23 protein-coding genes are annotated in these 23,944 nt (G+C 72.6%); 6 read left to right on the forward strand and 17 right to left on the reverse strand.

From position 1 onward, the window contains the following. Position 1: 1 nt before the first annotated feature. From pstA to QI633_RS22525, 4 genes are all read right to left on the reverse strand, one after another. Positions 2–1,057 carry a phosphate ABC transporter permease PstA gene (pstA, locus tag QI633_RS22510; RefSeq protein ID WP_282427128.1) on the reverse strand — a complete coding sequence of 352 codons (1,056 nt, stop codon included), beginning with the start codon at positions 1,055–1,057 and terminating at the stop codon, positions 2–4. Beyond that, positions 1,054–2,022 carry a phosphate ABC transporter permease subunit PstC gene (gene pstC, locus QI633_RS22515; protein ID WP_141797274.1) on the reverse strand — a complete coding sequence of 323 codons (969 nt, stop codon included), beginning with the start codon at positions 2,020–2,022 and terminating at the stop codon, positions 1,054–1,056. Before pstC ends, pstA begins: the two co-directional genes overlap by 4 nt. Positions 2,023–2,120: 98 nt before the next feature. Next, positions 2,121–3,218, reverse strand: a complete 1,098-nt coding sequence (locus tag QI633_RS22520; RefSeq protein ID WP_222117740.1) for a phosphate ABC transporter substrate-binding protein PstS — start codon at positions 3,216–3,218, stop codon at positions 2,121–2,123. Positions 3,219–3,401: 183 nt separating this feature from the next. Then, positions 3,402–4,262, reverse strand: coding sequence for an NUDIX domain-containing protein (locus QI633_RS22525; protein WP_282427129.1), 861 nt, complete (start codon positions 4,260–4,262; stop codon positions 3,402–3,404). A 17-nt stretch (positions 4,263–4,279) separates the two neighbouring features. On the opposite strand from QI633_RS22525, the gene QI633_RS22530 reads away from it, so the two are divergent. Then, positions 4,280–5,329: a hypothetical protein gene (locus QI633_RS22530; protein ID WP_282427130.1), complete on the forward strand. Its 1,050-nt coding sequence runs from the start codon at positions 4,280–4,282 to the stop codon at positions 5,327–5,329. Positions 5,330–5,775: 446 nt separating this feature from the next. On the opposite strand, the gene QI633_RS22535 is transcribed toward QI633_RS22530, so the two are convergent. The 8 genes from QI633_RS22535 to QI633_RS22570 form a co-directional block, all read right to left on the reverse strand. Further along, positions 5,776–5,922: a hypothetical protein gene (locus tag QI633_RS22535; RefSeq protein ID WP_174245183.1), complete on the reverse strand. Its 147-nt coding sequence runs from the start codon at positions 5,920–5,922 to the stop codon at positions 5,776–5,778. 145 nt (positions 5,923–6,067) lie between these two features. Then, on the reverse strand, positions 6,068–6,271 hold the full coding sequence (locus QI633_RS22540) for a cold-shock protein (RefSeq protein WP_036550836.1): 204 nt from the start codon (positions 6,269–6,271) through the stop codon (positions 6,068–6,070). Between the two features lie 304 nt (positions 6,272–6,575). Continuing rightward, positions 6,576–8,018, reverse strand: coding sequence for an FAD-dependent oxidoreductase (locus tag QI633_RS22545; RefSeq protein WP_282427131.1), 1,443 nt, complete (start codon positions 8,016–8,018; stop codon positions 6,576–6,578). Next, a complete protein-coding gene (locus QI633_RS22550; RefSeq protein ID WP_282427132.1) occupies positions 8,015–8,914 on the reverse strand; it encodes a VOC family protein in 900 nt (299 codons plus the stop codon). Before QI633_RS22550 ends, QI633_RS22545 begins: the two co-directional genes overlap by 4 nt. Positions 8,915–8,924: 10 nt before the next feature. Continuing rightward, the gene (locus QI633_RS22555; protein ID WP_141797270.1) at positions 8,925–10,121 is read right to left on the reverse strand and encodes a hydroxylase; all 1,197 of its coding nucleotides are present in this window, start codon (positions 10,119–10,121) and stop codon (positions 8,925–8,927) included. Positions 10,122–10,315: 194 nt separating this feature from the next. Next, a complete protein-coding gene (locus QI633_RS22560; protein WP_282427133.1) occupies positions 10,316–11,173 on the reverse strand; it encodes an alpha/beta fold hydrolase in 858 nt (285 codons plus the stop codon). Next, a complete protein-coding gene (locus QI633_RS22565) occupies positions 11,170–12,795 on the reverse strand; it encodes an NAD(P)/FAD-dependent oxidoreductase (RefSeq protein WP_282427134.1) in 1,626 nt (541 codons plus the stop codon). The genes QI633_RS22560 and QI633_RS22565 overlap by 4 nt, the downstream gene beginning before the upstream one ends. Further along, positions 12,792–13,736: an alpha/beta hydrolase gene (locus QI633_RS22570; RefSeq protein WP_282427135.1), complete on the reverse strand. Its 945-nt coding sequence runs from the start codon at positions 13,734–13,736 to the stop codon at positions 12,792–12,794. Before QI633_RS22570 ends, QI633_RS22565 begins: the two co-directional genes overlap by 4 nt. A 98-nt stretch (positions 13,737–13,834) precedes the next feature. Here QI633_RS22570 and QI633_RS22575 point away from each other — a divergent pair, with 98 nt between their 5' ends. Together QI633_RS22575 and QI633_RS22580 are read left to right on the forward strand one after the other, a co-directional pair. Next, positions 13,835–14,392, forward strand: coding sequence for a flavin reductase family protein (locus QI633_RS22575; RefSeq protein WP_282427136.1), 558 nt, complete (start codon positions 13,835–13,837; stop codon positions 14,390–14,392). Positions 14,393–14,435: 43 nt separating this feature from the next. Further along, positions 14,436–15,317: an IclR family transcriptional regulator gene (locus tag QI633_RS22580; RefSeq protein ID WP_282427137.1), complete on the forward strand. Its 882-nt coding sequence runs from the start codon at positions 14,436–14,438 to the stop codon at positions 15,315–15,317. A 201-nt stretch (positions 15,318–15,518) separates the two neighbouring features. Here QI633_RS22580 and QI633_RS22585 read toward each other — a convergent pair whose 3' ends face one another. Next, complete coding sequence (locus tag QI633_RS22585; protein ID WP_282427138.1) at positions 15,519–16,652, reverse strand: acyl-CoA dehydrogenase family protein; 1,134 nt, start codon at positions 16,650–16,652, stop codon at positions 15,519–15,521. A gap of 49 nt (positions 16,653–16,701) precedes the next feature. On the opposite strand from QI633_RS22585, the gene QI633_RS22590 reads away from it, so the two are divergent. Next, the gene (locus tag QI633_RS22590) at positions 16,702–17,751 is read left to right on the forward strand and encodes a hypothetical protein (RefSeq protein WP_282427139.1); all 1,050 of its coding nucleotides are present in this window, start codon (positions 16,702–16,704) and stop codon (positions 17,749–17,751) included. A 120-nt stretch (positions 17,752–17,871) separates the two neighbouring features. Here the strand turns inward: QI633_RS22590 and QI633_RS22595 are convergent, their stop codons facing one another. Continuing rightward, positions 17,872–18,642, reverse strand: a complete 771-nt coding sequence (locus QI633_RS22595; protein WP_160158169.1) for a tyrosine-protein phosphatase — start codon at positions 18,640–18,642, stop codon at positions 17,872–17,874. Between the two features lie 152 nt (positions 18,643–18,794). Here QI633_RS22595 and QI633_RS22600 point away from each other — a divergent pair, with 152 nt between their 5' ends. Together QI633_RS22600 and QI633_RS22605 are read left to right on the forward strand one after the other, a co-directional pair. Beyond that, positions 18,795–19,421 (forward strand): hypothetical protein, encoded by a 627-nt coding sequence (locus tag QI633_RS22600; protein ID WP_282427140.1) that lies wholly within the window; start codon positions 18,795–18,797, stop codon positions 19,419–19,421. Further along, a complete protein-coding gene (locus tag QI633_RS22605) occupies positions 19,421–20,920 on the forward strand; it encodes an FAD-dependent oxidoreductase (protein WP_282427141.1) in 1,500 nt (499 codons plus the stop codon). Before QI633_RS22600 ends, QI633_RS22605 begins: the two co-directional genes overlap by 1 nt. Here the strand turns inward: QI633_RS22605 and QI633_RS22610 are convergent, their stop codons facing one another. The 3 genes from QI633_RS22610 to QI633_RS22620 are packed head-to-tail and all read right to left on the reverse strand — an operon-like array spanning position 20,921 to position 23,933. Beyond that, positions 20,921–21,739, reverse strand: a complete 819-nt coding sequence (locus QI633_RS22610) for an SDR family NAD(P)-dependent oxidoreductase (RefSeq protein WP_282427142.1) — start codon at positions 21,737–21,739, stop codon at positions 20,921–20,923. Beyond that, positions 21,736–23,184: a pyruvate, phosphate dikinase gene (locus QI633_RS22615; RefSeq protein WP_282427143.1), complete on the reverse strand. Its 1,449-nt coding sequence runs from the start codon at positions 23,182–23,184 to the stop codon at positions 21,736–21,738. Before QI633_RS22615 ends, QI633_RS22610 begins: the two co-directional genes overlap by 4 nt. After that, the gene (locus QI633_RS22620) at positions 23,184–23,933 is read right to left on the reverse strand and encodes a glucose 1-dehydrogenase (RefSeq protein WP_282427144.1); all 750 of its coding nucleotides are present in this window, start codon (positions 23,931–23,933) and stop codon (positions 23,184–23,186) included. Before QI633_RS22620 ends, QI633_RS22615 begins: the two co-directional genes overlap by 1 nt. Between the last annotated feature and the right edge of the window lie 11 nt (positions 23,934–23,944).

A 23,944-nucleotide genomic window follows, 5' to 3' on the forward strand; every position in this document is an offset into this window, starting at 1 on the left:
CTCAACCCTTCTTGGGCGCGAAGATCTTGCCGACGATGCGTGCTACGAGGTTGAGCACCATCACGATGACGATGAGGATGAAGGCGGCGCCCCAGGCGATCGCCTCGGCCGGGGCGTCGCCCCGCAGGTTCTGCCCGTAGATGAGGACCGGAAGGGTCGTCATCGCGCCGTCGAACAGGTTCATGTTGGTCCGGTCGGTGGCGCCGGCGATGAGGAGCAGCGGCGCGGTCTCGCCGATGACGCGGGAGATCGCGAGCGTGACGCCGGTGAGGATGCCGCCGATCGCGGTGGGGAGCACGATCCGCACGATCGTCTTCCACTTGGGCGTGCCGAGCGCGTAGGACGCCTCGCGCAGGTCGTCGGGCACCAGCATCAACATCTCCTCCGTGGCCCGGACCACGATGGGGATCATCAGCAGCGACAGCGCGACCGATCCGCCGAGGCCGGACACGTAGGCCGGGCCGAAGAGCAGCGTGAACAGCGCGAAGGCGAACAGGCCGGCGACGATCGAGGGGATGCCGGTCATGACGTCGACCAGGAAGGTGATCGCCTTGGCCAGCTTGTTGCCCTTGCCGTACTCGACCAGGTAGACGGCCGCCATCACGCCGACGGGGACCGAGATGATCGCGGCGCCGAGTGTGATCAGCAGCGTGCCGATGATCGCGTGGTAGACGCCGACCGGCTGGTCGATCTGGGTCTTGAAGAACGAGTAGCTGAGGAAGGTGCCGTCGATCCGGCCCACGCCCTTGCTGATGACCCGCCAGATCAGCGACACCAGCGGGACCACGGCGACCGCGAAGGACGTCCAGATCAGCCCGGTCATCAGGCGGTCGGTGGCGCCCCGGCGGCCTTCGATCACCAGCGACCAGACCGGCAGCGCGACGAGGAAGGCGATCGCGCCGAGCAGGACGGCGCTGACCAGGCCCATGCCGAGCACGAGCAGCAGGCCGCCGAAGGCCGCGGCGATGACGCCGACGATGGGACCGGCCTGGCGCGGCAGCCGCGGCTGGACGAGCGGGACGTGGACCCGGGTCTGGACCTCTTCGAGGGTGGTCATCGCGCCATCCGCCTCTCGCTGCGGCCCACGATCCAGCGGGCGAGGAAGTTGACCAGGAAGGTCATCAGGAAGAGCACCAGACCGGTCGCGACGAGGACGTTGAGCAGGTCGGCGCTGCGCTCCTTGTACTTGAGCGCGATGTTGGCCGCGATCGACGTCGGGCTCGAGGTGGCGATGATGTTCCAGGACAGGTCGAAGCCGACCGAGAGCACCATCGTCACGGCCATCGTCTCGCCGAGCGCGCGGCCCAGGCCGAGCATCACGGCCGAGACCATGCCGGAGCGGGAGTACGGGAAGACCGTCATCCGCACCATCTCCCACCGCGTGGCACCGAGGGCCAGGGCGGCCTCCTCGTGCAGGCGCGGCGTGCGCGAGAAGACCTCGCGGCTGATGGCGGTGATGATCGGCAGGATCATGATCGCGAGCACGATGCCGGCGGTCAGCACGGAGCGACCGGCCGGGTTCGGCTCGCCGAACAGGTTGCCGATGACCGGGATCGGGCCGAGGTTCTCGTGCAGCCACACGTGCATCGGGACCAGCTTCTTCGCGAGGAAGAACGCGCCCCACAGGCCGTAGACGACCGACGGTACGGCGGCCAGCAGGTCGATCACGTAGGCCACCGGTGCCGCGACCCACCTGGGCGCGTAGTGGCTGATCACCAGCGCGATCCCGAAGGCCAGCGGCACCGCGATGATCAGCGCGATGATCGAGGCGGTGAACGTGCCGACGAGCAGCGGGACGACGTACCCGAGGAAGCTCTCGGCGTGCGGGCCGTAGACCTCGGCCGGCTTGGTGAAGCCGGACGCGCCCTTGATGGCGAGGAAGATGAAGACGCCGGCCAGGGCGGCCAGGATCGTGAGGCCGGCCGCGAGAGCGGTACCGGCGAAGATCTTGTCGCCGACACCGGCGCGGGCCTTCGCCCAGTTCGCGGAGGCGTCCTCGACCTCGGCGGTGGGTGCTGTCACTGCTGTCACCTCATGCTCGGGTGCTGCTCGGGTGCTGCTCGGGTGGTACGGGCCGGAGGGGGTGAGGACGGGTTCGCCGTCCTCACCCCCTCCTGAGGTCACTTGGCGGAGATGCCCGCCACGATCTCCTGCGCCTTGCTGGCGGTCTCGGGCGCGAGCTTCGCGGAGCCGGCGAAGTCGGCCGCCTCGGCCTGGCCCTCGTCGGAGACGATGTAGCTCAGGTAGCCCTTGACGTTGTCGGCCTCGGCCTGGTCCTCGTAGGTCTCGCAGGCGATGAGGTAGGACAGCAGGATGACCGGGTAGGCACCGGCCTCGGTGGTCTTGCGGTCCACGTCGACGGCGATGTCGGTGGCGTCGCGGCCCTCGACGACCGGCGAGACCTCGACGGTCTTGGCGGCACCCTCGGGCGACGGGGCGACGTAGTCCTCGCCGACCTTCACCGAGACGTGGCTGAGGTCGCCGGTCTGGCTGGCGTCGGCGTACCCGATGGCGCCCTCGGTGTCACCGATCTGCTTGACGACACCCGAGGTGCCCTCGGCGGAGAGGCCACCGGAGACCGGGAACGGGTCGGCGGGCTCGTAGCCCCACGCGTCCGGGGCGACCTTGCTGAGGTAGTCGGTGAAGTTCTTGGTCGTGCCCGAGTCGTCCGCGCGGTGGACCGGCGCGATCTTCAGGTCGGGGAGCTTGACGTCGGGGTTCTGGTCCGCGATCGCCTTGTCGTTCCAGTTGGTGATCTTGTTGTCGAAGATCTTCGCGATGGTCGCGGCGTCGAGGTTGAGGGTGTCGACGTCCGGGATGTTGAACGCCACGGCGATCGAGGAGATGTACGCCGGGACCTCGACGACGTTGCCGCCGCAGCGCTCCTTGGCGGCCGCGAGCTCCTCGTCGGAGATGTAGGAGTCGGAACCGGCGAACGACAGGGCGCCGCTGGTGAACTGGCCGCGGCCGTCGGTCGAGCCGAGGAGGGCGTAGTCGATCGTGAGGCCGCTGTTCTGGCCCTGGAACGCGGTCTTCCACGCCTCCTGGGCCTTCTCCTGCGACGTCGCGCCGCCACCCTTCAGGTTGCCGCTGAGGCTGCTGCCGGAGTCGCCGCCGTCGCTGCCGCCGTCCTCGTTGGACGCGCCGCAGGCGCTCATCAGCAGGGCCAGAGCAGCGATACCGGGCACCGCAGCGTTGCGGATGGACTTGAGGTTCAAGGAACTGCCTCTCGGAGGTGAGGGGCTCTCGTTCCTGCCCCTCGTTGCGTACTGGACGACCCCGAAGTTAGGCAGCGTCGGTAACGCAACTGCCCGGCCGATCTGAACGAACGGTGAACAGTGGCGGTCGGGGTGGGGAGGTGGCGTGGCAGGCGTCACCCGGCGGGTTGAGTCGCCGCATCCTCACCGGGGTCGGTGCCGCTCCACGGCGACGACCCCGCCCTTGCGCACGTGCAGGACGAGGAGCTCGGCGGGAGCCAGTCCCTCGTCGGGGGCGAGCTCGATCCCGAGGGCGTCGTACACGTGGCACAGGACCGGCCGGTGGGTGCACAGCACCGCCCCCGCGTCGCCGGCGAGCAGCTCCTCGACGATCTTCTCGACGGCCTTCGCGGTGGCGTTCTCCTCGCTCAGCCGCGGGCGCAGGTCGAGGGCGTAGCCGGCCGTCTCGGCGTACGGCCGCACCGTCTGCACGCAGCGGGTGCTGGTCGAGGTGGCGATCCGGGTGACGTCGTACGCCGCCAGGAGGGGTACCAGCCGGTCGGCCTCCAGCTCGCCCACCTTCAGCAGGGTGCGGCCGGCGTCCGCGCCGTGCCACGCGCTGCGCGAGCGGGCCTGGGCATGGCGGAGCACGACGACGGCGTGCGTCTTGCGACGTACGCCCAGCGCCGCGGTCAGCGTCTCGCGGTCGTGGTCGTAGCTCAGTCGCGCGGGCGCGTCGTCCACCGGCACCCAGGCCACGGCGTCGATCTCGTCGTTGGGCCGGTACGCCGCCACGTCGTCGTCACCCACGACCCGACCGGTCCAGTAGTGGACGGTCTTCATCCGCCGCGCGACCGGGTAGCGCTGCGAGGGCAGCGGGGGCCCGAGGCGGACGTGGACGCCGGTCTCCTCGGCCACCTCGCGTACGGCGGCGGCGGTCGGGTGCTCCCCGCGGTCGAGCTTGCCCTTGGGGAAGGACCAGTCGTCGTACTTCGGGCGGTGTACGAGAAGCACCTCCCGTCCGGGACGGAACACGACCACGCCGGCAGCGAGGATGTCGGGCACGGGCCTAGGGTACGGGCATGCGTCGCCGCTGGATCCTGCTCCTCGTCCTCGCGGCACTCGTCGTGTCGGCAGCCGTCGTGGTGGGCTGGCGGCTGCGGTCCGAGGACCGCAGCCGGTTCTCCGCCGCGCTCGCCTGGGCCCCGACGTCCGCGGCCCGGTTCAGCTGGACCGACTGGGCGGGGGTGCGCTCCGAGCTGGGCGCCGACCTGTCGGCGTCCTCCTCGGGGTCCGAGGTCGACGACTTCCTCCAGGACGCGTTCGACCGGGACCTGGCCTCGACGACCGCGCTCGACGCGTCCGCCCCGACCATCCAGGAGCAGCTCGGCTTCTCCCCCGCGACGATCGACTGGGAGCTGTTCACCCAGGGCAAGGACGGCGCGCTGGTGATCATGGGGCTGCCCGACGACTTCGACGTGGCCGGGCTGCGCGAGCGGCTGCGCACGGTCGGGTTCGAGGAGCCCGACGGCGCCGACGGCGTGTGGAGCGGTGGCGTCGACCTGCTCGAGGGGCTCGACGGCCCGGTCACCCCCGAGCTCGCCGCGCTCCAGATCGACGAGGAGGACGACCTGCTCGTCGGGAGCGACGACCCCGCCTTCCTGGAGCAGCGTGCCGACCTGGCCCGCGGCGACCACGAGGACGGTGTGAGCGACGTCGTCGACGCCGAGGGTCCGGCGCTGAGCGCGTCGGTGGCCACCGGCGACCAGGCCTGCTCGGCGCTGGCGATGACCGACGCGGACCCCGCCGACCGGACCCGGGCCAGCGAGCTGGTGGCGCAGGCCGGCGGCGTCCACCCACTCACCGGTTTCGCGATCGCGGCCCAGCCGGGCGGCGACCTACGCGTGGCGATGGCGTTCGAGACCGACGACCAGGCCCGCGAGGACGCCGACAGCCGCTCGAAGCTGGCTGCCGGGCCCGCACCCGGGCAGGGCGGCAGCTTCCCCGAGCGGTTCGAGCTCGGCAAGGTGGTCGCGACCGGGCGGGTGCTGACCATGGCGATGAAGCCGGTGGAGGGAACGTTCGTGCTCTCCGACCTCAGCAGCGGGCCGGTGCTGTTCGCGACCTGCTGAGCGACGTCTCGCTACGCGGCTAGTCGACGAGCTCAAGGACACGCTCGCGCCACCCTCCCCATCGCCGTCGGTCGTCGCGGGAAGCGACGGCGACAGAGCGTAGAGAGCGACGAAGGAGCGACCGGAGCGGAGGAGGCGAGCCTTTCCGCGAGCCGACGGTGTGGCCGCCAGACCAACCGACTTCCTACGCAAGCCAACGGCGCGCGCGGCAGCGCGGCGGAGCGAAGCGACGACGCGCTCGCGCCACCCTCCCCATCGCCGTCGGTCGTCGCGGGAAGCGACGGCGACAGAGCGTAGAGAGCGACGAAGGAGCGACCGGAGCGGAGGAGGCGAGCCTTTCCGCGAGCCGACGGTGTGGCCGCCAGACCAACCGACTTCCTACGCAAGCCAACGGCGCGCGCGGCAGCGCGGCGGAGCGAAGCGACGACGCGCTCGCGCCATCCAGCTCAGTGCAGGACGCCGAGGATGCGGTCGATCTCCTCGACCGAGAGGCGCTCGTCGGAGTTGCTGGCCGCGATGATCAGGTTGGTGGTCAGCTCGACCTCGGTGAGGAGGTCGCCGTCCTCGAGGGTCACGTCGAACTGATCGGCCATGCTTCCCTCCTAGCGCCGGACCAACGCACTTCCGACTCCATGATCCCCCGCGCGGTCCCCGCCAAACCCAAAAGTTCCGGAAAAATTCGTGGAGCCCCGCCGGCCGGCGAGGCTCCACGGAAGACGAGGTCTCCTCGGAGGTGAGTCAGAGGGGACGGACGTTCTCCGCCTGCGGGCCCTTGGGGCCCTGGGTGACGTCGAACTCGACCTTCTGGTTGTCCTCCAGCGACTTGTAGCCGTTGGTCTGGATCGCCGAGTAGTGGACGAAGACGTCGTCGCCGCCACCCTCCTGCTCGATGAAGCCGAAGCCCTTCTCGGCGCTGAACCACTTCACGGTGCCCTGAGCCATGTTGCTCGTTACTCCTCGTATCGGGGCGAGAGCCGCCACCTCGACGGCCCGGCAGCGACTGCGATGACACGTCGCTCCGATGCGTGATGACGACACCACAAACCAGAACGCCGTCGGCCACAGACTCCGCAGGCGTTCACCTTCGAGAACTGCAGTCGCTGCGAAGTCGACACTACCAACCAGCGGCGACAGCGGAACCTCCCTGCCGCCACGAACTTCGGTGCGGCCATGAAGGTTCTGCAACACACATGTGACAGGGCGGAAAACCAGTCCCGGTGGGGGTTCCGGGCCCGTCCGGGACGGGTCAGGCGCGGGCGGCGGCGCGGCCGGCGCGGCGGCCGAAGAAGGTGCCGTCGCCGAGTGAGGTGCCGCTGACGTAGCCGTCTCCGTGGATGCCGGAGGTGGCCCGCCCGGCGGCGTACAGGCCGGGCACGGGGGTGCCGGAGTCGTCGAGGACCTCGCCGTCCACGGAGGTGCGCAGGCCGCCGAGGGTGAACCCGGAGACGCCGGTGCCGCCACGCGGGCCGGTGCCCTCGGGGTCGAAGCCGCGGCCGGCGTCGACGACGGCGTACGGCGGCTCGAGGGGCCGCAGCCAGCGCGGGTCCTTGTGGAAGCGGGTGTCCTCGCCGGCGGCCGCGTCGCGGTTGTAGCGGGCGACGGTGTCCTCCAACGAGCCGGGCGGCAGGCCGAGCTCGGCCTCGACCTCGGCGAGGGTCTCGGCGACGACGGCGGGCTGCACGCCCCAGCGCTCGCGCTCGGGGACGTCCTCCCAGCCCTTCTCGTCCACGAGCGTGAACCAGGGGCCGGGGCGGTGCCGGACGGCGGCCTGGCTGAACCGGCCCGGGTAGACGTCCTCGTTGACGAAGCGCTGCCCGAGACCGTCGACGAGCATGCCGCGCACGGCGAGGGCGGGTACGACGGACAGCGCGATCTGGGTGTTGGCCATCCGGCGCAGGCTGCCGCCGGCGGCGACGCCGAGGCGGATCCCGCTGCCGTCGTCGAGGCCGTCGCTCACCGCGGAGTGCCCGACGAGCACGGGAGCGTGGTCGGCGACCATCTCGGCGTTGTCGGCGAAGCCGCCCGTGGCGATCACGACGCCGCGGCGGGCGCCGTAGGTGAGGTCCTCGCCGAAGCGGCGGGCGCGTACGCCGACGACGCGGCCGGCCTCGTCCTGCACCAGTCCGGTGACCCGGGTGTCCGGGTGGACGTCGACGCCGGCCTCGCGGGCGGCGGTGGCCAGCTTGTCCATGAGCAGCCAGCCGCCGTACCCGTCGGTCGCGGGGCGGTGTCCGCGCGGGACCGGACGGGCCAGCTCGGTGAACGGCCAGGCGTTCTCGCCGAGCCACATCAGGCCGTCGGCGGTCGGCGGGAGCCAGGAGACGCCGTCGTACAGGCTCGGGTTGAAGGTGATCCCGAGCCCGAGGAACCAGTCGAAGTGCTCGACGCTGCCGTCGCAGTAGAGACGCAGCTTCTCCTCGTCGGGGTGGGGGCCGAGCGCCTCGTGGAGGTAGGCGTACATCAGGTCCGGGTCGTCGTCGACGCCGCAGGCCCGCTGGAGCGCCGTACCGCCGCCGAGGTAGAGCTCGCCGCCGGACACCGCCGACGAGCCCCCGGGAGCGGCCCGGTCGAGGGCGACGACGGACGCGCCCGCGCGGGCCGCCTCGAGGGCGGCCGCCGCGCCGGCACAGCCCATGCCGACGACGACGACATCAGCGAGGACGTCGACCTCGACATCCACCGAGGTCACCGGGGGACGAAGGCGGCCAGCGGCTCGGAGCCGGACCAGTCGTGGCCCCAGTAGCTGTCGGCGGTGATCTCCTCGGCGGTGTACGACGACTCGTCGACGAGCATGCCGTCCCAGCCGTACTCGATGTCCCAGCCGCCGGGCGCCCGGACGTAGAACGAGATCATCTTGTCGTTGGTGTGCCGGCCCAGCGTCGAGGAGATCGAGAACTCCCGCTTGTTGACCTCGTCGAGCGCGCGGCCGACGGCGTCGAGCTCGTCGACCTCGACCATCAGGTGCACCATGCCGGGCGCCTCGTCGTGCGGGGCGGGGCAGACGGCGAGGCTGTGGTGGCGGCGGTTGATGCCGAGGAACTGGATCCGCCGGTCGCCGGGGACCTTCATCGAGCCGCGGGTGAGGAACCCGAGCACCTCGGTGTAGAACGCGGTGGTCTCCGCAGGGGAGGTCGTCGGGAGGACGACGTGGCCCATGCCCTCGGCGCCGGTGTGGAACTTCTGCGCCCACTTGGTGACGACCGGGCTGTGGTCGAGGACGGGTCCGCAGAAGACCTCGACCACGGTGCCGGCCGGGTCCTCGAACGAGATCGCCCTCTCGACGCCGCGCTCGGCGCACTCCTCGATGGCCAGCTCCTTCACGCCGCGGCCCGAGGCCTCGACGTCGGCGGCGACCTTGGCGAGGTCCGCGGTGTCGCGGACCTCCCAGCCCACGGCCTGGACCCGGTCGGTGTCGCCCGGCAGGACGATGAGGCGCGCCTGGCGCTCGTCCATCCGCAGGTAGAGCCCGTCGGGGTCGGGGCCGGTGCCCTCGGCGAAGCCGAGCGAGTCGATGGCCAGCTCGCGCCAGCGGGGCAGGTCCGTGGCCTGGACCCGCAGGTAGCCGAGTCCGCGCAGGTGGGTCATGGGTGTCTCCTCAGATCATCGAGCGGAGCGGGCCGGCCGGCGGCTCGAGGCCGAGGTCGCCGAGGCCAGCTGCGTGGAAGGTCGGGCCGGGCACGTGGATCGCGTGCGCCAGGCCGGTGTGCGCGTCGCGCCAGAAGCGCTGGATCGGGTTGTCCATCCGCATCGCGTTGCCGCCGGAGCGGGCGACGACCTCGTCGAGGGCCCGGACCGCGCGCCAGGCCGCCTGGACCTGGGTACGACGACCGGCGGCCCGCTCGGCGAAGGTCGGCACGTGGCCGCGGGCGACCGCGTCGTACATCCGGGTGACGTTGTCGATCAGCACCGCGCGGGACGCGGCGATGTCGGCGGCGGCCTCGCTCAGGGCGTAGAGGGCGTAGGGGTCGTCCTTGCTCGCGGCGCCGGAGACCGTCGTACGCGAGGCCTGCCAGGCGGCGTGGTGCGCGACCGCACCCTCGCAGATGCCGATGACCGCGGAGGTGATGCCGAGCGGGAAGACGCAGGAGAACGGCACGTGGTAGCCGGTCTCGGTGAGGCCGGCGTTCTTGGCCGCCTCGCCCTCGGCGACGTCGGTGTAGACGAGCGCGCGGTAGGACGGGATGAACGCGTCCTCCACGAGGATGTCCTTGGACCCGGTGCCGCGCAGGCCGACGACGTCCCAGCTGTCGGGGACGATCGTGTAGTCGGCGCGCGGCAGGATGACGTGCATCATCTGCGGCGGCATGACCGGGGCGCCGTTCGCGTCGCCCATCATCGCGCCCAGGAAGATCCAGTCGCAGTGGTCGGTGCCCGACGAGAACTGCCAGCGCCCACGCAGGGTCCAGCCGCCGTCGACCGGGGTGAGCACACCCATCGGGGCGTACGGCGACGCGATCCAGGTGTCGGGGTCGGCACCCCAGACCTCCTCCTGGACCCGCTTGTCGGCCATCGCCATCTCCCACGGGTGGACGCCGACGATGCCCGCGACCCAGCCCGTCGCGCCGTCGAGCTGGGCGATGCGCATGACCGTCTCGGCGAACTCGGCCGGGTGGGCCTCGTAGCCGCCGAACTCCTTGGGCTGCAGCAGCCGGATCACGCCGGAGTCCTTCAGCACCTTGGCGGCCTGGTCGTCGAGCTGGCCGAGCTGCTCGTTGGCCGGGCCGAGCGCCGCCAGCTCGTCGGAGTGCTCCTCGATGGCGGCGAGCACGGTGCCGCGGGTCTGGTCGGTCATGGGGGTTCCTTCCGGAGCGGACGGTGTGGAGACGGGGGTTTCGGGGACGACCTCACGCTCGCAGCGGTCCGGGGTCAGTGGACGTCGTCTCCCGCTGATCGGGACCGGCTCTGCGTGCGAGATGTGGACCGCACCCCCTACGTTCTGGCGGTCGAATGCGGCGATTCGCGACCAGAACGTAGGGGGTGCGGTCGTCAGGCGCGGGTGAGGAAGGCGAGCACGGCCGCCTCCCACGCCGCCTGCTGCTCGATCATCGCCCAGTGGCCGCAGCGCGGCAGGACGTGCAGCTCGGCGTTCGGGATCGCCCGCATCGGCAGCAGCGCCATGTCGACCGGGCTGACCCGGTCGTCGCGGCCCCAGGTCAGGAGCACGGGTGCGGTGATCTTGTGGAGCATCGCCCAGTACGGCGGCCGGTCGCTCGCCGCGGCCATCGCGGCCCGCGCGGCGTTCGCCTCCCGGCCGTACATGCGTCGCGCGGAGGCGAGCGTCTCGGGCTCGGTGGCCAGGTCCCAGCGCTGCTGGATCAGCTCCTCGGTGACCATGCCCTGGTCGAAGACCATCGACCGCAGCCACTGGACCAGGCCCTCGCGGGTCGGGTTCTCGACGAAGTCGGTGAGCCGGACGATGCCCTCGCCGGGGCCGGCACCGAGGATGTTGGTCCCGACGCCGCCGACGGTGACGAGCCGGGTGAACAGGTCGGTGCGGGCGATCGCGAGCTGGGCCGCGACGACGCCGCCCATCGAGTTGCCGATCACCGGCACCGGGCCGAGGCCGAGGCCCTCGACGAACCGGATGACCGCGGGACCGGCCGCCACGAACGGCGACTCGTCGATGTCGTGGCTGACGCCGAAGCCGGGCAGCTCGAGCACCAGGCACCGGAAGTGCGCGCCGAGGGCGGGCAGGTTCTGGTGGAAGTTGCGCCATCCGGTCACGCCGGGACCGGAGCCGTGGAGCAGCAGCAGCGGCGGGCCGTCGCCGTACTCGTGATAGACGAGGGTGCCCGCGTCGGTGGCGAGCTCGCGGCGCGTGTCGTCGTACGACGGGAGGCTCACGCGGTCGCCTCCGCCGGGGCCGAGACGCGGGTGAGGACGTAGCCCTCGAACCCGTTGTCGCGGGCCTCGTCGCACGCTCGGCGGTAGTTGCCGAAGCCGCCGATGTAGGGCATGAAGGTGCGGGTCTTGCCCTCGATGTTGGCGCCCATGTACCAGGATGCGGCGCGGGTGAAGAGCGTGCCCTCGGCGACCTCGCCGAGGTGGGCGGTCCACTTCTCGGCGGCGTCCTTGCGCGGCTCGGCCTGGTCGATGTCGTTGGCCCGGCAGAACTCGATGAGCTCCATGCCCCAGTCGACCTGCTGCTCGGTGTGCGTGGACATGTTGGCGAGGACCGACGGGCTGCCGGGGCCGTTGAGAGTGATCAGGTTCGGGAAGCCGGCGACGCCGAGGCCCAGGTAGGTCTCGGGACCGTGCGCCCACTCGTCGGCGAGCACCGCGCCGCGCGCGCCGCGCAGGTCGATCGAGGTGAGCGCGCCGGTGAGCGCGTCGAAGCCCGTCGCGAACACGATCACGTCGAGCTCGTACGACGCGTCGTCGGTCTTGATGCCCCACGAGGTGACCTGCTCGATCGGGTGCTTGCGCAGGTTGACCAGCTCGACGTTGTCGCGGTTGTACATCTCGTAGTAGCCGGTGTCGGTGACGATCCGCTTGGTGCCGATCGGGTGGTCGGTGGGGATCAGGTCCTCGGCGACCCGCGGGTCCTTCACGATCTCGCGGATCTTGGCCTCGGCGAACTCGCGGGCGTAGTCGTTGGCCACGATGTCGATGCCCTGGTCGGGGAAGGTCTTGGCGAACAGCACGCCACCCTCCTGCCAGCGAGCCTCGAACGCGCGCTCGCGCTCGGCGGCGTCGACCTCGGTCGCCTTCTGCGCGTGGGTGGTGCTGAGCGAGCCGGCCGGGGCGTAGAGCGAGGCCTTGCGGCGCTCGGGGTAGGTCTCCTGGACCTTCTCCCACTCCTCCTCGGTGAGCGGCCGGTTGCGGGCGGGGACCGTGTAGTTGGCGCTGCGCTGGAAGACGGTCAGCGACTGGGCCTGCTCGGCCAGCAGCGGCGCGGCCTGGATGCCGGAGGAGCCGGTACCGATCAGGCCGACCCGCTTGCCGGTCAGGTCGACCGGCTCGTCGGGCCACTGCGCGGTGAACAGCTGGGCGCCGGCGTACTCGTCGATGCCCGGCAGGTCGGGGCGGTTAGGCTGGGACAGGCAGCCGGTCGCCATCATCACGAAGCGGCTGCGGTGCTGGGTGCCGTCGTCGAGGGTGACGGTCCAGGTCGAGGCCCGCTCGTCGAAGTGCGCGGCGGTGACCCGGCGGCCGAAGGTGAAGTGCCGGCGCAGGTCGTAGCGGTCGGCGACGTGGTCGAGGTACGAGCGGATCTCGGGCTGGGTGGCGAACCGCTCGGTCCACTTCCAGTCCTTCTCCAGCTGGCGGTCGAAGGAGTAGGAGTAGTCGACGCTCTCGACGTCGCAGCGGGCGCCCGGGTAGCGGTTCCAGTACCAGGTGCCGCCCACGCTGTCGCCGGCCTCGACGCCGACGACGTCGAGGCCGTTCTCGAGGGCTCGGTACATCGCGTAGATGCCGGCGAGGCCGGCGCCGACGATGACGAGGTCGCGGGTGTCGGTGGTCATCGGTTCTCCTGGTTCAGTAGGGCGCGCAGGTCGGCGTACAGCAGCTCGCGGGCCGAGGCCCCGGCGCGCAGGGTCATGAAGGTGAGCAGGCCGTGGAAGAGCATCGGGTGGATCCGGGTGAGGACGGGTACGCCGGCCGCGGCGAGCTGGGCGGCATACCGCTCCCCCTCGTCGGCGAGCGGGTCAGCGCCGGTGACGACCACGACGGCCGGCGGCAGGCCGGCGTGGCTCGCCGCGCGGGCGGGGGCGGCCAGCTCGGGCGGCTCGGGGAGGGCGCGGTCGGCGCCGAGGTACTGGTCCCAGTACCACTCCATGTTGGCGCGGGTGTTGAACCAGCCGTCGGCGTACGTGTCGTAGCTGGGGGTGTCGCAGGCGGGGTCGATGACCGGGCCGAGCAGCGCCTGGCCGGCCAGCGCCGGGCCGCCGCGGTCGCGGGCCATCAGCGCGACGACGGCGGCGAGCGCCCCGCCGGCGCTGTCGCCGGCGACGGCCACGCGGTCCGGGTCGGTGCCCAGCTCGTCGTGGCGCGCGCAGGCCCAGAGCAGCGCGGCGTACGCGTCCTCGGCGGCGGTCGGCGCGCGGTGCTCGGGGGCGAGGCGGTAGTCGACGGACACGACGACCGCGTCGACCTCGCGGGCCAGCTGACGGCAGAAGCTGTCGTGGCTCTCGAGGTCGCAGAACACGAAGCCGCCGCCGTGCATGAAGACGACCAGCGGGCGTCGTACGTCGTCGGGGCCGTGGGGTCGGTAGACGCGGGCACCGATGGTGCCGCCGACGACCTCGATGGTGACGTCCTCGGCCGAGCGCACGTCGTCCAGGTTGGTGGGCGGGACCTGGCGGGCCTTGGTCGCGGCGCGCGCCTCGGCGCCGCTCATCGTGGCGACCAGCGGGAAGTTCTCGTTGAGCAGCGCCAGGAACCCGGCGGCCTCGGTGTCGAGCATGCGGCGAACGTAGGCAGCGCTCTCCCCCGGAGTGGCTCAGGTCCCGTTGGACGGGACCGGAGTGTTACGAATCGGAACATTCCTTACCGTCCGATGTCATGAGCGCCCTCGCCTTCTCCCCGACCCCGCGGCCCGCCGAGGTGCTGGAGCCGACTCCTGACGTGATGCGGCGCGCGATGGGCGCCTTCCCGAGCGGGGTCACCGTGGTCACCGCCGTCCACGACGACGAGCCGGTCGGCTTCACCTGCCAGTCGTTCGCGTCCCTCTCGCTGGAGCCGCCGCTGGTGCTGTTCTGCGCGACCCGCGAGGGGCGCGCATGGGCCCGGATCCGGTCGGCCGAGGCCTTCTGCGTCAACGTGCTCGCCGAGGACCAGGTCGACCTGTGCCAGCGCTTCGGCTCGCGCACCGGGCTGCGCTTCGAGGGGCTCGACTGGACCGCCCCGCACGGCGCCCCGGCGCTGCCCGGTGCCGTGCTCCGGGTGCACGCGACGCTCGAGACCGTGCACGTCGCCGGGGACCACGACATCGCGATCGGGCGGGTCCAGGGCCTCGAGCTCGACGCCGCTCCGCCGCTGGTCTTCCACCGCGGCCGGTTCGGTCTGGACGCACCCAAGGCGGGCTTCGCGCACTGGGGCGAGCAGGACTTCTGGAGCTGATCGTGGCCTCGGGCCGTCGTACGGCGGGCCTATCATGAGCCGCATGGCGAGTGCCGCGGCGAAGAAGAAGGCGGACGGGGAGAGCTCCGACCCGCCGGTGTCGATGGTCGCGCGGATCGCCCTGATCATGCGGGTCTTCGACGAGCCCGGCGCGCGGTTCCGGCTCGACGACATCGCCACCCGCACCGGCCTGCCGCGCTCGACGGTCCACCGGATCCTCGACCAGCTGCTCGTCACCGGCTGGATCCAGCGCCGCCCCGACGGCTACTCGCTGTCCGCCGGCGCCTCGACCGCCCGGCACTCGCCGTCCGAGCATCCCGAGCTGCGCTCTGTCGCCGCGCCGGTCCTCAACCGGCTGCACCTCGACACCGGCCTGGTCGTGCACCTCGGCGTCCTCATCGGCACCGACGTGCTGGTGCTCGACCGGATCGCCGGTCGCGCCGCGACGGGCGCCTCCGGCAACGTCGGTACGGCGTCCCGCGTCGGCGGCCGGGTCCCCGCCCACGCCACCGCCCTCGGCAAGGCGATCCTCGCCCAGCTCCCCGGCGAGGAGATCGACACGCTGTTCCGGCCCGGCCTGCCCAAGCGCAGCCCCCGCACCATCGACGACCTGCCCACCCTCCACCAGGAGCTAGGCCGGATCCGTGCCCGCCGCGGCCTCGCCTACGAGAACCAGGAGCTGGTCCTCGGCACCTCCGCCCTGGGCGCCGCCATCCGCGCCGACGGCCTGCTCGCCGCGATCTCGGTCGGCGGCGCCGTACCCCTGGAGAAGCTGGAGCGCCTCGGTCCGCTCATGCTCCGCGCCGCCGCCCACGTCACCCAGCGGCTGTCCGGACAGGACGAGGACGCCGAGCCGGTGCGGCCGCAGTCGGACGGGGTGCTCGGGCGGTTGCTGCGGACGCTGCCGGCCGACGGCTGGGTGTAGCCGAGCGCGGCGGGTCCTTCGCTGTAACACGCCGTCCACCCGACTACCTGGCAGTTGTCAGCAGGTACCGCCGCGTGTCGGCGGCGTGTCGTGCTGACAAGCGGCGACCAGTGAGGTGGACAACGTGTTACAACCCGACCGGGCGCAGACAATGCACCCGGCCCGCGGCGGCTGCGCATGCCGGGGACCGACGCCCCGCCCTCACCACCACCGGTCGCCGACGTCGAGCCCGTAGGCCCAGCGACCGAAGATCGACAGCGTCTGGTCGACGGAGTTGGCGGCGTTGGTGGCGGCGACCTGGGCGTCGCGCCAGGCGCGCTGGAGCGGGTGGCGGCGCTCCCAGGCCTCGGGGCCGGCGGCGTCGAGGAAGGCGCCGATGGCGCGGACGGCGCGCTCGGCGGCGAGGGACTGGTCGCGGCGGGCGCGGACGGCGCTCTCGGTGTCGGGCGGCTCGTTGCGTTCGGCGCGTTGGAGCAGGCGCTCGAGGTGGCCGGTGAGCTGGCGCCAGGCGACGTGGAGGTCGGTGGCGGCGCGGGCGACGCTCGGGGAGGCGGCGGCCTCGGGGCGGTCGGCGAGCAGGGCCTCGTAGGCACCTTCGGCGGCACCGATCACGGGGACGGCGACGGCGTGGGTGTGGATGACGCTGTAGGGCATCCGGAACAGCGGCGCCAGGTTGCCCGCCCAGGCCGGGTCCTCCTGGAGCATCCGCTCGCGCGACCCGAAGGTGCGGTACGACGGCACGAACGCGTTCTCGACGACCACCCCATCGGCGCCGACGGCGCGCAGGCCGGTCGGGTCCCAGCGCTCCTCGATGCGGAAGTCGGTAGCCGGGACCAGGGTGCCGACGAAGTCGACCGGCTCGCCCTTCTCGTCGAGCAGCAGCGCACCGAGGACCGCCCATGACGCGTGGTGGATGCCGGTCGACGTACGCCATCGTCCGGTGAGCCGGAACCCGCCGTCGGTGGGGGTGAGCTGCCCGTCGGGGGTGTACGACGACGCGAGCCGGGCGCGCGGGTCGGCACCCCAGACCTCGGCCTGGGCGCGGTCGTCGAAGAGCGCGAGGTGCCACTCGTGGGCGCCCAGGATGGAGGCGACGAAGCCGGTCGAGGGGCAGGAGCGCGAGAGCAGGCGGACAGCGCGGAAGAAGCTGACCGGGTCGGCCTCGAGGCCGCCATAGGCCGCGGGCCGGAGCATCCGGAACAGGCCGATCCCGGTGAGCCTCTCGACGACCGCACTGTCGACCGCGCCGTTGATCTCGACGGCCGCTGCGTCGCGGGCCAGGTCGGGAAGCATGGCCCGCACCCCGGCGATGACCGCGTCGGTCGCCTCGCTCACCGTTCCCCTTCCGTCACGACTAGTGTCGACCTGAACACTAGGAGGACCCTTGCACACCCACACCGCGCTCCGCGACCGTGTCGAGGACCTGGTCCCCCGCATCCGCGAGGAGGCCGCCCGCACCGAGGCGGAGCGCCGGATCCCGACCGAGGTGCTGGCCGCGCTGCTCGACGCGGGGGCGTTCGCGCTGGTGCCGGCCAGCGAGCGCGGCGACCGCGAGGCGGAGCTGGTCGAGCTGGTCCGGACGGTGTCCGCGGCGTGCGGCTCGACGGGCTGGGTGACCGCCGCCGGGGGCGCGGTGCCGTGGCTGCTCGACCTCTTCCCGCAGGCCGCGTGGGACCGGCTGCGGGACGAGGCCGGCGACCCACTGGTCGCGTTCAGTCCCGAGCCCGCGGGCCGCCTGGTGGGGCCCGAGGACGAGCTGGTCCTCAACGGCCGGTGGACTGCGGTGACCGGTGCGGCCAATGCCTCCTGGCTGCTGCTCGGCGTACGACGCCACGAGGTGCCCGGCGAGCCCGGCCGCGCCGGCCTGGCCCTGGTCCCCATCGAGGACTGCGAGCTCTCCGACCCGGTCGACACCGTCGGCCTGACGGCGTCGGGCGCCCAGGACGTGCGGGTCCGCGGGGCGGTGATCCCGGTCGGCTCGTGGGCCGACGCCGAGCACCGCGGTGCCGACCTGCGGGCGATCGGCACCATCGCCGCGATGGCGCTGGTCGGCTCGGCCGCGGGTGCGCTCGTCACCCACCTCGACCAGTCCCGGCGGAGGCTCGCGCTGTCCCACGGCGGCGAGGACGTCACGGCGCTCGACCTCTCCCCCGCCCGGATCGCCCGCGCCGCCTCGCTCGTCGACGGCGCCGCGCTCGTGCTGCGCGAGCAGGCCACCGGCCACCACGACCCCGACGACCAGCCGCGCGATCCCTTCGAGGACCAGCTGTACGCCGTCGACCGGGCCGTCGAGGCGACCGCCCTGGTCTTCGCCAGCCTGCGCGCCCACGCACTCGACAACGGCGACCCGGTCGCGCGGTTGTGGCGCGACGTGAGGGTCGGCGGCTACCACGCGCGCGCGCTGATCGGCCGGCTGCGCGCGCTCGGGGGTTGAGTTGCCGCGTCCTCACCGTTGAGTTGCCCCATCCTCGTGGTCGAGTTGCCGCCTTCTCACCGTTGAGTTGCCGATCTCAACGGTGAGGACGGGGCAACTCAACGGTGAGGACGGGGCAACTCAACGAGAACCGGTGCCGCCCACCAGCGCGAGCCGCAGCGCCGCCAGCTCGGTCTCGGTGAGGCCGTGGCGGAGCAGGAACTCCGCGCCGCCGCCGTACGTCGCGCGCAGCGCGTCCACGAAGGACCCGATGGCGGTGCCGTCGACGGCGAAGACTCCCTGGCCGACGTTGGGGAGGTTCTTGTAGGCGGGGATGCGGATCAACCGTGCACGCACCTGGCCCGCGCGCTCGGAGGTGAGCGCGTAGTCGGCGGCGATGTCGTGGGAGGAGACGCCCACGGCGTCGAGCAGCACGGCGGCGATGACGCCGGTGCGGTCCTTGCCGGCGGCGCAGTGGAAGACCACGGCGTGCTGCTCGGGGTCGCCGATGATCCGGGCGGCCTCGACGAAGGACTCGGTGCTGCCGGCGAGCAGCTGCCAGTAGAGCGCGCCGAGATCGGCGCTGGTGCCGGACGGGACGACCACGTCGAGCAGGGTCGCGTCGGCCTTCTTCACCGGGAGGTTCACCACGCGCACGCCCGCGTTGCCGAGGAGCCCGTGGCCCTCGCGGGCGGCCTCGTCGGGCAGGCGCAGGTCGATGATCGTCCGCAGCCGGCGTACGTCGACCAGCTCGGTCACGTCGGCGGCACAGATCTCCTGCAGGGTGCTGGCCCGGAACGCCACGCCCGAGCGCGTGCAGCCGCCGCCCGCGACGGGGAGGCCGCCGAGGTCGCGGATGTTGTCGACCTCTGCCAGGTCGAGCCACCGGGTGGCCTCGCTCACCGTGCCCACAACTGCCTCCGTCTTGATCGGGATGACGACGTTGTCACGATCCCGGCAGCGACCGGCTCGGCGCGTACTCGTCCCGCTGATCGGGAGCGACGGCCCTCACACCGCGCGATCAGGTGAACCTCGGGTGAACCGAACGAGACGAGGAGATCGAGATGTCCGTTGCCGAGCCCACCCTGCTCAGCGTGCTGCGCGTCGTCGAGCTGAAGGGCCGGGTCCGCGAGGCCGACGTGGCCACGCCCCTGGGGATCACCCCCGAGGCGGCTGGCGCCCTGCTGGCGGATCTCGCGGCCGCGGGCGAGCTGGTCAAGGCCGGCGCCGGCTTCCGGCTCGCCGATCCCGGCCGCGACCGCCTGGCCGAGCTGCTCGCCGCCGACGCGGCGAGTGTCGACCAGCCCTCCCTCGCCTCGGCGTACGACGACTTCTGCGTCGTCAATGCCGACCTCAAGACCATCGTGACCGCGTGGCAGCTCAGGGCCGACGGCACGCCGAACGACCACACCGACGCGGCGTACGACGCCGAGGTGCTCGCGCGCCTCGCCGACCTGCACGCCCGGGTTCTCCCGCTCGTCGAGCGGCTCGCGCAGATCGCGCCGCGCCTGGCCCGCTATCCCCAGCGCCTGCAGCACGCGCAGGACCGGCTGGCCGGGGGCGACACCACCTGGGTGGCTCGCCCGATCCTCGACAGCTACCACACGGTGTGGTTCGAGCTCCACGAGGACCTGATCCAGCTCAGCGGCCGTACCCGGCTCGAAGAGGCGGTCGCGGGCCGGGCGCACTGATGGGCGACCTCGCGGCCGACCTCGTGGCCGATGTCGTGGCCGATGTCGTCGTCCTCGGCCACGGCGCGGCCGGCTGCGCCGCGGCGATCGAGGCCCACGACGCGGGTGCCCGCGTGGTGCTCGTCGACAAGATGCCCGCCGGCCTCGAGGGTGGCAGCACCCGCGTGTCCGGTGGCGCGTGGTGGGAGCCGTCGAGCGCCGAGCGGGCCGCGGTCTACCTGCGCAGCCTGTGCGGCGAGCGCCGCGTCCCCGAGCCGGTCATCGCGGCATGGGCCGAGGAGTGCACCCGCACCACCGCGTGGATGCGGGACACCGTCGGCGCCGAGGTCGGCGCCGTCCCGGGCACCCTGGACCGCGGCATCGCCGGCACGGTCGTCGAGATCCCGCCGGAGTTCCCCGAGCTCGAGGGCAGCGACGCGGTCACCGGCTGGCGTGCCGTCGGCGGCGCGCTCGGCCGCTCCCGACTGCTGACCGCACTCACCGAGGCACTCGCCCGCCGCGACATCACGGTGCTCCTCGGCACCCGTGCCGAGCGCCTCGTCCAGGACGCCGACGGCACGGTCGTCGGAGTCCAGGTCACCGACGCCGACGGCGCCCGCCGCACCCTCCCTGCGGCGGGCGGCGTCGTGCTCGCGACCGGCGGCTTCGAGGGCGACGCCGGCATGGTCCGCGACTACCTCCGCTTCCCGGACACGCTGACCTGGGGCTCGCCGTACAACACCGGCGACGGGCACCGGATGGCCCAGAAGGCCGGCGCCGACCTGTGGCACATGGACAACATGACCAGCATCGAGGGCTTCCGGGTGCCGGGCTTCGAGAGCGGCTTCTACGCGCGGTTCTCCTTCCGCAAGGGCTTCCTGTACGTCGACGGCGACGGCCGGCGCTGCGTCGACGAGCTGCCCCGGACCGGGCACGGCCAGGGCCTGGTGCACGGGGCCTACGAGCACGTCCCCGTCCGCAGCCTGCACGCCGTCTTCGACGAGGAGACCCGCCTGGCCGGGCCCGTCTCGCCCACCGCGGCGATGCTGCCGGTCGGCTGGAACGTGCTGGTCGAGGGCTACGAGTGGAGCTGGGACAACAGCGTCGAGGTCGAGAAGGGATGGCTGCGCAAGGCCGACACGCTCGAGGAGCTCGCACCGCTGATCGGCGTCGACCCGGTGCTGCTGGTCACCTCGGTGGCCCGGTACAACGCGGCCTGCGCGGCCGGCTTCGACGAGCAGTTCGGCCGCGAGCCGTCGACCTTGGTCGCGCTCGGCGACGGTCCGTACTACGCGTTCACGTCGGCGCCGATGGTCGCCTGGAGCAACGGCGGCCCGCGCCGCAACGAGCACGCCGAGGTGCTCGACCCGTTCGGCGACACCATCCCCGGCCTGTACGCCGCGGGCGGGGTCAGCACGAGCTACAGCTGGTGCAAGGACGGCGGCATGCACATCGCCGACGCACTGGCGTTCGGCCGGATCGCGGGTCGACGGGCGAGCGCCCGGGCGCTCGGCGCGTGATCAGCGCACGATCGCGGGGTTGACCGCGGGCGGTCCGCCCAGCATCGACCGGTGCGAGGGCGGCTGCCCGCCGTCGACGTCCGTCACGCCGAGCTCGACGGCGAGCTCCGCGTTGACGACGACCTGCCCGTTCCACCGCGCCCGGTCGGGGTGCTGCCACAGCGCCGCGATCACCCGGCCGGGAAGCTCCACGGACTCGGTGCGGGCAGCCAGGTCGCCGTACTTGTCGGGATCGGCCTCGAGCGCGGCGAGCGTCCGCTCGGTGCGCAGGATGCCCATCCACAGCGAGATCGCGGTGACGCCGTGGGGCTCCAGGTCGATCGCCATGTCGTGCGCCAGCCGGTCGACGCCGGCCTTCGCGGCGCCGTACGCCGGGCCGTGCATGTAGCACCCGCCGCCGAAGGACGAGGTGTTCACGAGTAGCCCGCGGGCCTCGATCAGCAGCGGCGCGGCGTACCAGCCGGCGGCGTACGTCGAACGCAGGCCGACGTCGAACATCCGCTGGTGGTCCAGCGGCCGCTCCCAGAACGGCTGGTCCTCGCCGAGCCCGGACGGCAGCGCGATCGCGTTGTTGACGAGGACGTCGAGGCGACCCTGTTCCTCCCCCACTCGGCTGAACAGGGCCGCCACGGCGTCGTCGTCACCGTGGTCGCAGACCACACCGATCCCGTGGCCGCCGCGGGCGGTGACCTCGTCGGCGACGTCTGCGACCGAGGCCGAACGACCGGTCAGGTAGACGGTCGCGCCGAGGTCGCCGAGCGCCCGGGCGATGCCGCGGCCGGCGCCCCGCGAGGCACCGGTCACGACCGCGACACTCACCCGATCTCCGCCGCCCAGGCCTGGAGCCGGGCGAGATAGGGGTTCTCCTCGGCAGCGACGGTCTCGATCCGGCCCTCCCAGACCTCGCCGGTCGCGCCGTCGACGGTGATCTCGCGACCCACCAGCGACTCGACCGTGCCGGCACCGCAGCCGACGACGCAGGGACGCGCGATCTCGCGGCTGACGACGGCGGCGTGCGAGGTCGCACCGCCGTACTCCGTCACGATGCCGTTGGCGGCGAGCATGCCGTGCAGGTCGTCGGGCGAGGTGGCGGAGCGGACCAGGATGACGTCCTCACCGGCCTCCGCACGCTCCTCGGCCTCGTCGGGGTCGGCGACGGCGACGCCGTACGCCAGGCCGGGGCAGGCCGACTCGCCGGTCGCGATCGGCGTACCGGTCCCGGAGCCGGACGCGGCCTCGACGACCGCCTGCAGCTGCTCGGCGCTGACCCGGGCCACGGCCTCGGCCGGCGTGAGGACGCCCTCGTCGACCAGGTCGACCGCGATCCGTACGGCGGCCGCCGCCGTCCGCTTGGCCGCCCGGGTCTGCAGCAGCCACAGCCGTCCGCCCTCGACGGTGAACTCGATGTCCTGCACGTCGCGCCCGGACTCCTCCAGGGTCGCGGTGGCCTTCATCAGGTCGGCGTGCACGGTCGGCATCTGCTCGGCGAGCGTCGCCAGCGGCTTCGGAGTGACCCGGCCGGACACGACGTCCTCGCCCTGGCCGCGGACGAGCCACTCGCCGAACGGGGCGGGGTCGCCGGTGCTCGGGTCGCGCGAGAAGAGCACGCCGGTGCCGGAGTCGTCGTCGAGGTTGCCGAAGACCATCGCCTGCACGGTGACGGCGGTGCCGAGGTCGTCGGCGATCCCCCGCGTGCGGCGGTAGGTCCGGGCGCGGGCGGACTGCCACGAGCCGAAGACGGCCGCCACGGCCGCGCGCAGCTGGGCCCACGCGTCGTCGGGGACCGGGCCCTCGGCCACGGTCTCCTGGTACTGCCGCACGAAGCGCTCGCGGGTGTCGGCGACGTGCGCCTCGTCGCCGCTCTCGGCGACCAGCGCGGCCGCGGTCGCGTCGGTGAGGCCGAGGTTGAGGACGGTGTCCATCATCCCGGGCATGCTGACCGGGGCGCCGCTGCGCACCGAGACGAGCAGCGGGCGCTCGGTGCTCCCGAAGCGGCGGCCGGTCTCCTCCTCGAGGAAGGCGACGCCGCGTCGTACCTGCTTCCAGACGTCGTCGGGGAGCGCGCCGTCGGCGGCGTAGAAGGCCGCGCAGCAGCCGGTCGTCAGGGCCACGGCGGGCGGGACGGGCAGGCCGAGCGCACGCATCGCGTTGACGCTCCACGCCTTGCCGCCGATGGCGGCGCGGTCGAGCTCGCAGGTGCCGTCGAGACGGACGACGTCGGCACGGATGCCGGCAGCGATGGCCGGTCGGTCGATGGTCGCCATCATGAGAAGTACAGGCCGCTGGTGATGCCACCGTCGACGACGAACTCGCCGCCGGTCGAGTAGCTGGACAGGTCGGACAGCAGGAACGCCACGAGCGGCGAGACCTCCTCGGGCTGGCCCCAGCGGGGGATCGGGAACTTCGCGAACGCCGCACCCGCGGCGTCGCCGCCCTCGTGCTGGGTCATCGGGGTGGCGATGCCGCCGGGGTGGATCGAGTTGACCCGGATCCCGGCCGGGCCGAGCTCCTGGGCGGCGGCCTTGGTGAGGCCGCGGACCGCGAACTTGCTGGCCGTGTAGGCGGTCGTGAAGCCGGTGCCGAGCAGGCCGTTGATCGAGGAGATGTTGACGATCGATCCGCCGCCCGCGTCGGTGATCACCGGGGCGACCGCGCGCAGGCCGAGGAAGGAGCCGGTCACGTTGATGTCCATGATCCGCTGGAACGCCTCGGGCGTGGTGTCGGCGAGCGAGCCGAAGCTGAGCACGCCGGCGTTGTTGACCAAGCCGTGCACGGCGCCGAAGGCCTCCACGGCGGCCGCCACGATCGCGTCCCAGTCCGCCGCCGAGGTGACGTCGTGATGCACGAACACGGCGGCGTCGCCGAGCTCCTTGGCGAGGATCTCACCGGCGTCGTCGATGACGTCGCCGATGACCACCTTCGCACCCTCGGCGACCAGGTGCCGGGCGTGCGAGGCCCCCATGCCGCGGGCTCCGCCCGTGATGATGATGACGCGTCCGTCCAGCGTTCCCATGGCTGTCTCTC

Source organism: Nocardioides sp. QY071 (assembly GCF_029961765.1).
In the GTDB taxonomy this organism is placed as follows: Bacteria; Actinomycetota; Actinomycetes; order Propionibacteriales; family Nocardioidaceae; genus Nocardioides.